This is a genomic window from Gelidibacter sp., assembly GCF_035577925.1.
Taxonomy (GTDB): domain Bacteria; phylum Bacteroidota; class Bacteroidia; order Flavobacteriales; family Flavobacteriaceae; genus Gelidibacter.
The window spans coordinates 16585-27745 of the sequence record NZ_DATJCY010000415.1 but is presented as its reverse complement, the minus strand read 5'-3'; the positions used below and the strand labels follow the sequence as shown (position 1 = coordinate 27745).

Genomic DNA, 11161 nt, shown 5'->3' with positions numbered 1-11161 from the left:
GACTACAATGTGAATTGATTATGGAAGGTGAGCATTATGATTATTTGGCGCGGCTATATTAAGAAAAAAAATATCAGAGAAGTTCACAAAAATTAAGAAAAGTTGCGCAGAGCATATAGTAAAACGCTCTGTGCAACTCTGATTGACTCCGTGAAACAAAGAATGATTTATTGCTGCTCCCCGCCCACAAAAGTTTTCTGAACTTTAATGTTTGGAATGTCGTTCACCTCAGCAGTCATGATATCTTTATCGAGAATGATAAAATCGGCAAACTTTCCTTTTTCGATACTTCCTTTTTCGTTTTCTTCAAAATTCGAATAAGCTGCCCAAATAGTCATGCCCTTTAAAGTTTCCTCTCTTGAGAGTGCGTTTTCCATCTGATAGCCATTTTCTGGCAATCCATCCAAATCCTTACGCGCTACCGCTGCATAAAATGTTAAGAATGGACTCACTTCTTCCACTGGAAAATCAGTTCCTAAAGCTACTTTTCCATAAGCATCCAATAATTGTTTAAATGCATAAGCCCCTTTAACACGATCTGGCCCCAAACGATCTTCGGCCCAATCCATATCAGATGTAGCGTGGGTTGGCTGAATAGAAGGCACAATATTTTTATAGTATCCAAAATCTTCAGGTGATATAATTTGTGCATGTTCTACACGCCAGCGTCGGTCCGTATGATTTTTTAAAACTTTCTCATAAGTTTGCAAAATAGCACGGTTGGCAGAATCGCCAATAGCATGAGTGTTCATCTGGAATTCGGAATTAGCAATACGCTCGGCAGCATTATTTAAAGTTTCCAAATCGGTAACCATTAGTCCTAAATGACCTGGCTTATCCGTATATGGTTGTCGTAACATTGCGCCTCTTGATCCCAATGCACCATCAGCAAAAAACTTAAAACTACTAACATTCAATCGATCGGTTTTACTCACCCCTTTTTTCAAAAAATAATCGACATTTGCTTCAGATCCCGAAACCATCGCATAAACGCGTATTTTCAAATCGCCAGTTTGTTGCAAACTATCAATTAATTCAATGGCGGTACGGGATAAACCAGCATCATCCACAGTAGTTAATCCATTGTTAAAACAAATTTTTTGGGCATCCAAAAGTGCGTTTATTAATTCTTTTTTTGTTGATTTTGGCCAATGTTCCATCACTAAATTTTCGGCATTATCCACTAAAACACCTGTAAGTTGACCATTTTCAACAATCACTTCGCCACCGCTCACTTTACTGTCCACAGTAACATTTCCTAAATCTAAAGCCGCCTGATTTGCCAAAATAGCATGGCCATCAATACGGGTCAATACAATAGGCGTATCGGGATATAGAACATCTAGCATCGATTTATTTGGAAATTCTTTAACTTCCCAATTATTTTGATCCCATCCGCGACCTTGTATAAAATCAAGATTTTTTTCATTCTGAAAATCAGTGATACGCTGTATGATTTCTTCAAAACTTTTGGTGCCGACCAAATCCACCGTTTGCTGATTTAAACCCAAACTCAAAAAGTGGCAATGTGCATCTATAAACCCAGGAACGATAGTTTGTCCGTTGGCATCAATCACATTATTTGAAGCATATTTATCTTGAATAGCTTTGGAACTTCCAATGTCCAGAAATTTTCCATCCTTTATAGCAAAAGCTTCAGCTTTATCAAAATTGGAATTCACGGTATAAATATTCGCATTAATGACAATGGAATCGACCTCTGTTTTTTCACTTTCACAGGAGAAAATAGTGGCAATAAGAGCAATGGCTAATAGTTTTTTCATAGTTATGGTTTCTGTTAGAAATAATTGTGTAGTAAAAATAAGAAAAGCATTTCAATTGAAATGCTTTTAAAAATTATCTCTTACGTTTTCTGTTTTTAACGTAATCGTCTATGGCTTTTTTTGTAGTTAACCAATTTCTGCCCTCTTTATAGGCATCAATTTTTCCTGTTCGTGCCAAAAGACTAATATATTCTTGACCATACGGCAAATTTTCCTCTTCTACCAAATTGGAAATTTCTGTGTATTCCAAGGTGTTTCCAGGCAAAGCATTAAGATAAATATTCAAACTTCGCTCTAAAGCTTGCGCCATTAAAAGCATCAATTTTCCATAACGTCCTTTATTGGCATCGTTAAGTGCGGTATAATATTTTATCCGATCGTTGGTCAAAATAATGGCTGGCGGAAACCCTTGTTTCATCAATAGTAAGTTCATGGCTAACCGTACCGTTCTACCATTGCCATCAAAAAACGGATGAATCCAAACAAACCGATGATGAAATACTGTAGCAAGTTCAATGATGTTTAAGTTTAAAGGATTGGTTTCTACAAATGTGAAAAGATCGTCCAATAATCCAGAAACTTTCAAAGCATTTGGAGGCACAAAATTTGCTCCAGAAATACGAACGCCACCATTACGAAGTCGCCCTGCAAACTCTTCTTCTATCGAATTTAGCACTAACCCATGTAAAGAAAGAACTTCATGAATGGAAATAATTTTTTGATCATCAACTAACTTATAAAGAAGGTTTATAGCGCGCTCGTGGTTTTTAGCCTCAAAATGCTCTCTAAGTGATTTTCCTTTAATAGTAATGCCGTCTTGCAATACCATTTGGGTTTCTCTTAAACTCAACGTATTTCCTTCAATACTATTGGAATTATAGGTCCACTCAACAGTCAAGGCTTCTCTAATTTTATTTAGAGCCATAGAAGGTAAAGGCCTGTGCTTTTTTAATTGTTCAAGCTTCATTTCAAGACGCTCAAAAAACGGCATCATCTCCTCACGATATGTCAAATCTAAATTTTCCATACCACAAAGATACTATATTTATCGGGTATATTAAAATTTAACCCTATCCGATATTACCAATAAATATAAATAGTCCTTTTTCAAGACTGCTTTTGATGATAAGAAAACAAAAAAGCACCCTAACTTTAGGATGCTTTTAGAAATATATGGTTGAAAATTATTTAAAAATCAAATTGATACGTTGCACCAGCCAAAAACTGAATGCCTTGAACAGGTGTATTCAACCAACGTTGGTAATCATTATTGGCTATATTATTAACTTTGGCATAAAACGAAAGTTGGTCATCTAAACGATAGCCTACATGTGCATTGGCATCAAAATAACTATCTAAAGTTATGGTTTGCTTTAAGGGCACAACAATATCATTAATACTCGTTAGCATAAACTGATCTTTGCGTTCACCCACATAAAACAGACCAGCTCCGGCAAACCAATTTTCATCAATTTGATAATCTACAAATAAGGATGCCTTAAGGTTTGGAAGATTCCAAGCTTCTTCTTCAAAATGTGTATTGTATGAGAAATATTCGGCTTTTGCGCCCAATTTAAAGTTTCGGTTGACATCAACATTTAATTCGCCTTTAAACGAAGCGGTTTTTATATCGTCATAAACAATTCCAAAGGAATTTCCATAATGATAATTTTCGGTAGCTTCAAAAAACACCGGATTAGCTCCAAATAACGCTTTATTACTTTCGTTCATATAATGCGCACTAACATTATAACTGATGCTATTGGACAATTTGCCCATCAAGCCCACAGATGCTTCATATTGTTTATCGGTTGGATTAATGATAAGCGTTGGTGAAACAAACGGATTTTCCTGTGCAAAATCATAATAGGAATTTTGGTTTAAACCACCTTCAACCGCACCAAATGCGATCATCAACTCATCGACCAATCTGAACGTAGCCGTAACATTTGGATAGATATATAAATTGCTGTTACCACCTTCAGTAGCTTTTTTATAGACCAAATTTACACCTAAATTAAGTGTCAGATCATCTTCAACCAATTGGTAACTAGGTGCAAGACCAAAACTGACATTACCGTAACGCAACTCATTATCCGTTTCAAAATATCGGTCAAAAACACCGTTGATATAGTCTATGGTCAGCTCAGTAGAAATCAGTTCGTTATTAATTGGCACATCGGCAGAAGTTTTGATTACAAATCGGTTTTCACCAGATCCTTGATTGTCACCAAACCGTCTAAACCTTACACTGGCATCATTAATAAAAAAATCTTCCAATTTAATCTTTGCACCTACATTTGCTCCATAAAAAGTATGGCTTCCATTGATTCCACTGGCCGATGTTTCATCAAAATGAGGTTGTGGCAATCCGTACCAATTGTATTTTTGATATAGACCACCAGCTTCAACAGTCCACGATAAATCACGCAAACGTTGGCTGTAATTGACATTAAGTTTGGTGTCTATAAAATCATCATCCAACAGCAATCCGCTAATACCGCCACTTGACGAATGGTGCGTTAAATAACCTCCAACATTTTCACCTCTGCCCAACTCATGGTTTAAGTACACTTCTCCCAAAATAGTAGTGTAAGATCCAGCGCCCAATGATGCATAATTATCATAAAGTTTAATAGGTTTTGCTTTGTTCACGGTCGCTGCTTTTCCTTTTGCCGGCGTAAACGTCGAAGCCACAGGAATTGAAAAAATATTGTATTTTATATCCTTCTTTTTGGTGGTTATTTCATCATCCAAAGTGGGCTGCTCCTTAATTTTAAAAGCATCGGAAATGGTTGGTGTATAAGGTTTGATAACGGTCACCACCTCAGGATCTAAAGTATCTTTGGTACGCTCTTGGGCAAATGTTGCCGTCACCGTTAGCAAGGTGGCATAAAAGATATATTTAATTTGTTTTAACATTGTCTTCGATTGAAATTTTCAACACTATTTATAAATATCTGATACTGGATTCTTAAAACCACAGTTTTTCTTTTATTTAATTATCGGTTGTGATTGATGAATTTGTTTTTGCTTCCTGTGCTTTAATGCTGTTAAGTTGTGTTTGCGCTTCCTTGACGACATCATCAAATTCAGGGAAATTTGAAATGACACTTTCTAAAATATAAGTGGCCTGAAACGCATCTTTTAAAGCATAAAAGTTTTTGGCCATTAATACCAAACCTTTTGCACTATAGTATTTATAACTGCTATAATCTTTAGCCAATTTTTGCGCCGTCGTATTGGAAGCTTCATAATGGCCTTCCTTGTTTTTGAAATAAGCATTATAATAAAGTGCTTCGGCCGCCAAAAGTCCAGTAGCTATTTTTTCGACATTTGCGTAAGCTGTTTTAGCTTTGGCTTCATTACCGGTTTTAATTGCCGAACGTGCAATGATAATCTGGGCATCACTTTTTACCTTATTATCCAATTTTGAACTTGATAATACTTTTTCGGCATAACGCTCAGCATCATCATATTTTTCTTGTTGATAATACGCATTCATCAAATTGGATTGTGCATACAAGATATTCTGCGGATAATCGGCTTCTGACTCTAATTGTTTTAAAAGTGGAATGGCTTTATTCCATTGCGAATGGTTGAGATAAGTTTCCGAAAGTTTAACCATGGCCTGTTCCGTATATTCACTTTTAGGTTTGCTGATCACAAACTCATAATGTGGTTGTGCGTTTTCGGGCAAAGATTTTTTTGAATACATCTCGGCCAAATAAAAGTGTGATTTCAGTGCGTTCATCCCATTTGGAAACTGGGTCAAATAACCATTAAACAGCTTGATGGCATTATCTGTTTTGTTTTCCAAATATTGTTTTTCTGCTGCCAAATAGGTCGTATTATCCAATTCAACATCAGAAACCTCAACATAATCCAAAGTTTTTGCCCATGCCGCATATTCTGCAACGCGTCCCAAATCAATATAAATCAATCGTGCCGTAGCAACCGCTTGAACGGCTTCTTCACTACTTGGATAATTTTTGGCTACGTTTTTAAACTTGGTCAATGCCTGCTCATTTTGTCCAGAATTGTAATAGATTAATCCTTGGCGCAATACCGATTTTGAATTGAACACTGAGTTTTTATACTCCGCAATCAATCGGTCGTACATGGCAATAGCCTTATTGTTTTCATTTGATTTTACGTAGGAATTTGCTACTTCGTACATCGCATCATCACGTAAAGCCGATTTTGGATATTTATTAATAAAATCATTTAAAGCCTTGATTTTTGTATTTCCTTGGCCGATATAACCATAGCTCATCGATTTTTGAAAATCGGCGTAATCGGTTTCAATTTGCTTTAAAGCAATCGCTTTATCGTAAGCTGTAATGGCATCTTTATAATCGGACGACACAAAATAACTGTCTCCCAATCGTAAATAAGCATCATTAAGTCGTAATTTATCTTCTTTTTCTTGATTGATATAAGCTTTGAAGTGCTCTACAGCTTTTGGATAGTTTTTCAACTTAAAATACGTGTACCCCAGGTTATAATCGATATTGGCAATTTCAGGGGTTTTGGCCGCTTCACTATTTTGTTTAAACTGTCTAAAACCAATAAGAGCTTCATCAAAATCAAATAAGTTATAATCAGATTCTGCATTCCAGAACGTTGCCCTTGCAGTAAATTTTGGATCGCGAGGTTCTTTAATTGCGCGTTCAAACAATGCTTTTGCGGCTTTATAATCGCCGTCATTATAAACTTCAACGCCTCTATAAAAAGCTACTTTCTGAAAAGCTACTTTATTTTCAAAACTGTTTTTTCCTTCCAATAACTTTAAAGCTTCCTTGTAATTTTTTGAAGTGATATAGGAATCGATCAATAAAGTTTCAATTTCTGCTTTATTTGAAGTTTGAGGATATTTATTCAAATAACCGGTCAAAACCTGTGGAACGGATTGGTATGGATTACCAATTTCATAACTGATTTTGGCGTAGTTCAACCAAGCATCTTCTTGAATTTTCAGATCATAATCCATTTGCGATGCGTTTCTGAAAGCATTTAATGCTTCTTGTTTTTTGTCCAAATTGACATAACTTTCACCCAAATGGTAATACGCATTTTGTGCCACGCTATTATCGCCTCCAACTATTTTATTAAATTCAGAAATGGCTTTTTCAAAATCATTTTGTTTGTAATAAGCATATCCCAATTGGTAATAATCTGTATTGTTCCATTTTCCTTTTACCCCATTGTAAGCCGTTAAATAAGGAATGGCTTCTTTATATTTTTGAAGATTAAAATAACTTTCGCCAATAATTTTTGACAATTCCGATTTTTCACTCGGATTGCTTTTTTTCATTTGTGCTTGGGCCAGCTCAATTGCTTTTTCAAATTTGCCCAGCTTAAAATTCAGATCAGCCTGATAATAAGAAAGTTTTTCCTTATATTTCTCGTTATCACTTACTTGTTCAAAATACTGATTGGCCCGATCATAATCATCGCCTTCATAAGCCATAAATCCGATATAATATTTGGCCTGCGAACCATATTCTTTAGAATTTACAACACGATTGAGGTATTTCAAAGCTTCCGTTTGGTCTTTGGTAGAATATAAACTGTAGCCATAATTGAATGAAAATTTATCGCGCTCAGATCGGTCAATATTGCGTTCTTCAACCTTATCATACCATTTTCGTGCATAGGAGTATTTACCATTATCAAAATAATAATCGGCCACATCCATAAAAGCAGAATTTCTTTTGGTACTTGTGGGATATTTTTCAACAAAATCTTCAATAAGTGCATCGGCATTAATTTGATTCAGTCGCACGGCACAATTGGCATAATAATACGTACAATCGGCCTCCAACTGTTCATTATTGGTAGCGTCTTTTACTTTGTCAAACATGCTCTGCGCTGCCTGATATTGTTTGTTATTATATAACGTGAGTGCTTTTTGATAATCGACCAAATCATTGGTATATGTTGCCGATTGCTGTGCGTAAGAAATGCCTATAAGGAATAGGAAACTTACTAAAAATGCATATTTTTTATGAGTCATTCAATCTGTTTTTTTTGTCGATCAAAGATACTTGAATCTTAAATCTATAACGAACGAAAGATTATTAAATTATGCACGAAGTTATTAAAAACTATTTCTCCTAAAATTCACCTTTACCAACAACTTCAGAAATCAAAAACAATCTAAAATTGAATTTTGCTATTTGGGTTTTCATCTTTTTAATAATACATTTACCACACTCAAAAAAACTCTCGTACAAAATGTCTCAAACTGTTTTAGAATTAAAAGATGTCTCCATATACCAAGGCGATAGCATGGTATTATCTGAAGTCAACGTCAATATGCAAAAAGGTGATTTTGTGTATCTTATCGGCAAAACAGGGAGTGGAAAAAGTAGTTTTATGAAAACACTTTACGGCGATTTGCAATTAACGCATGGCGAAGGCCATGTGGTCGATTTCAATTTAAAAACCTTAAAAGAAAAAGAAATTCCATTTTTGAGACGAAAACTGGGCATCGTTTTTCAAGATTTTAAGTTATTGCCCGACCGAACGGTTAATGGCAATTTGGAGTTTGTATTGAAAGCAACAGGCTGGAAAGATAAAAACCAAATCAAGGAACGGATAGAACATGTTCTTGATAAAGTTGGCATGAAAACCAAAGGATTCAAATTTCCGCATGAACTTTCTGGCGGAGAACAACAGCGTATTGCCATTGCCAGAGCTTTATTAAATGATCCTGAACTTATTCTTGCCGATGAACCAACCGGAAATTTAGATCCACAAACCAGTATTGAAGTCATGGAAGTTTTGCGTGAAATCAACCAAAACGGCAACACCATTTTGATGGCTACCCACGATTATGCACTCTTGTTGCGCTATCCAAACAAAACCTTAAAATGCGATGAAAATAAGGTTTATGAAGTAGTTCAGCGTAAAGGAAATTAGACGTGATTAAGACTAATTTAGATTTATAAAAACATTAAATCTTCTTTCAAAAATTAGCATGTAACTATTCAATTGATTTAAAACCTGATCGTTTTTAACCTTCTCGTCTCGCAAACGTCCATTAAAAATTTCTGAAAAACCGGTTTTAAACCTGTCCAAAAATTAAAATTGATTTCTTTTAAACGTCAAGAACATCTTTTAAAAAACTGTATTTTTACACTATATTTTAGACATGATTTCAGTATTAATCCCCACATATAATTACAGTGTTATTCCTTTGGTTGAGGAGTTGCACAAACAACTTGAAGCTAGTAAATGCATTTATGAAATAATTGTTTGGGACGATGGATCATCAGAAACCTTTGATCTTCAGAACCGGATCATCAACCATGTTCCCAACATTCATTATTTTAGATCGGAAGAACATTTAGGAAGTACGAAAACGCGGCAACTTCTATATAAAAAATCGGTTTTTAACTGGTTATTGTTTATTGATGCCGATGTAATGCCAAAATCTCCTGAATTCATTAAAACTTATTTGAATTTAATTCCGAAGGATTATGATGCCATCTTTGGCGGTTATACTTATGGTAAAGTGGCACCAAAAGATGATATGGTTTTACAATGGAAATATGGAATTTCCAAAGAGAAAACCCATGGAAATATCGCAAATTCAAATTCTTATAAAGTTATTGTTTCTAGTAATTTTATGATCAAAAGAAGTGTTTTTACCGCTATCAATCCAAATATAGAAAAATTAGGATTTGGCTTTGACAATTATTTTGGAACCTTACTGAAAGAAAACAAAGCAAAGGTATTTCATATCAATAATGAAGTTTATCATTTAGGGATCACATCGAATGAGCGGTTTTTAGAAAAAACAAAATTAGCCATCAGCAACTTGCTGGATCTATATCAGGATAGAAAAATCAACATTCATGATAACTCCTTATTGAATACATTCATCAGACTGAAAACCATGGGCATGTCTGGAATTTACAGCCTTATTTATAAAAAACTCCATTTAAAAATGGAACGGCATTTATGTGGTAAAAATCCGTCACTTAGGCTATTCAAGTTTTATAAAATCACCTATATGTGCTTTAAATCTAGAAATGGACAACTCTAATGACTCCATTTTTTTCCATAATCATTCCGCTTTATAATAAAGAAAAGCATATTAAAAGCACTATTGAAAGTGTGCTGGCACAGACGTTTCAAAACTTTGAAATTATTATAGTAAATGATGGTTCTACAGATAATAGTGAGGCTGTTGTAAATTCAATTTTTGATAGTCGTATCCGAATTTTTAATATTAAAAACCGAGGTGTTTCATCGGCAAGAAATTATGGTATAAAGAAAGCAATTTCACAATTGATCGTTTTATTAGATGCTGATGACTATTGGCTTCCATGGCATTTAGAAGATTTGAAGTGGCTATATGAAACCTTCCCTCATTGCGGATTATATGCCAAAGCTTATGCCAAAAGAGATGAAAAACACCTATACAAGTTGCGGTTCCACAAGGTTCCAAAAATCAAAAATTGGCATGGTGTTTTAGACGATTTTTTTGAAAGCAGCCTAAAGGCATGTATTGCACATTCATCGAGTGTGATGATTCCAAAATCCAGTTTTGACAAAGTAGGCTATTTTAATGAAAACTATAATTCTGGAGAAGACACCGATTTATGGATCCGATTGGCCATCGATTTTCCTGTTGCATTTTATAACAAGGTAAGTGCGTATCATCAGCAACATACCACCAATAGAATTTCTCAGATTGCATTAAGCAGCAGAATGCATTTTAACCCTCTTGCATATGAAATTAGCGCACAAAATAATCCAAATCTGAAAAAATTCCTCGATCTCAATAAGGTGTCAATGGCACTTCAATTTAAACTGGAAAATCAAGATTTGTTGGTAAAAAAATTAATGAAATCAATTGATAAAAACAATTGCACACCTTTACAGCGATTGCTCCTAAACTCTCCCAAATCTATGCTTCAATTAGCTTGGGAACTCAAAAAAATGGCACTCAAAGTAAACATCAATTTACGTTTGTTTGGATAATTTAAAATCCTGATAATCTCTTATATATTCATTTTCATTAAAATCTGTCGATGCCAAGACCAAACATATCGCACCCGATGAAAAATTTTCAATTTCTCGCCAAATTCCGGTCGGGATCAACAGTCCTTTATCGGGCTTGTTCAACATAATGCGCTCTCTTTTTAATCCATCATCCAAAATAACTTCAAAACTACCACTGAGCGCAATCAAAAAAGATTGTTGTTGGGTATGTGCATGACCACCACGATAGGCATCGCTGGGCACATCATACAAATAATAGACGCGCTTAATAGCAAAAGGAATGCTGTCTTTTTCAATGACGGCAATATTTCCACGGCGGTCCTTTATTTTAGGAATGTCAATTATTTCTATTTTCATAA

The 11161-nt window shown here is 34.9% G+C and carries 8 protein-coding genes; 3 read left to right on the top strand and 5 right to left on the bottom strand.

Translation table 11 applies throughout. From position 1 onward, the window contains the following. Nucleotides 1-167: 167 nt before the first annotated feature. The 4 genes from VNJ50_RS15635 to VNJ50_RS15620 form a co-directional block, all read right to left on the bottom strand. Nucleotides 168-1784: an amidohydrolase gene (locus VNJ50_RS15635; protein WP_325583226.1), complete on the bottom strand. Its 1617-nt coding sequence runs from the start codon at nucleotides 1782-1784 to the stop codon at nucleotides 168-170. Between the two features lie 73 nt (nucleotides 1785-1857). Further along, complete coding sequence (locus VNJ50_RS15630; RefSeq protein ID WP_325583225.1) at nucleotides 1858-2811, bottom strand: Fic family protein; 954 nt, start codon at nucleotides 2809-2811, stop codon at nucleotides 1858-1860. Between the two features lie 161 nt (nucleotides 2812-2972). Continuing rightward, complete coding sequence (locus tag VNJ50_RS15625; RefSeq protein WP_325583224.1) at nucleotides 2973-4706, bottom strand: TonB-dependent receptor; 1734 nt, start codon at nucleotides 4704-4706, stop codon at nucleotides 2973-2975. 76 nt (nucleotides 4707-4782) lie between these two features. Next, entirely contained in the window at nucleotides 4783-7803 is a 3021-nt protein-coding gene (locus VNJ50_RS15620) for a tetratricopeptide repeat protein (protein WP_325583223.1), read from the bottom strand. Nucleotides 7804-8024: 221 nt separating this feature from the next. On the opposite strand from VNJ50_RS15620, the gene VNJ50_RS15615 reads away from it, so the two are divergent. From VNJ50_RS15615 to VNJ50_RS15605, 3 genes are all read left to right on the top strand, one after another. Next, the gene (locus VNJ50_RS15615; RefSeq protein ID WP_325583222.1) at nucleotides 8025-8711 is read left to right on the top strand and encodes a cell division ATP-binding protein FtsE; all 687 of its coding nucleotides are present in this window, start codon (nucleotides 8025-8027) and stop codon (nucleotides 8709-8711) included. 232 nt (nucleotides 8712-8943) lie between these two features. Continuing rightward, on the top strand, nucleotides 8944-9840 hold the full coding sequence (locus VNJ50_RS15610) for a glycosyltransferase family A protein (RefSeq protein WP_325583221.1): 897 nt from the start codon (nucleotides 8944-8946) through the stop codon (nucleotides 9838-9840). Then, a complete protein-coding gene (locus VNJ50_RS15605; protein WP_325583220.1) occupies nucleotides 9840-10781 on the top strand; it encodes a glycosyltransferase family A protein in 942 nt (313 codons plus the stop codon). Before VNJ50_RS15610 ends, VNJ50_RS15605 begins: the two co-directional genes overlap by 1 nt. Here the strand turns inward: VNJ50_RS15605 and VNJ50_RS15600 are convergent. Continuing rightward, nucleotides 10764-11159 carry an FdtA/QdtA family cupin domain-containing protein gene (locus tag VNJ50_RS15600; protein ID WP_325583219.1) on the bottom strand — a complete coding sequence of 132 codons (396 nt, stop codon included), beginning with the start codon at nucleotides 11157-11159 and terminating at the stop codon, nucleotides 10764-10766. The genes VNJ50_RS15605 and VNJ50_RS15600 overlap by 18 nt on opposite strands. Nucleotides 11160-11161 lie beyond the last annotated feature (2 nt).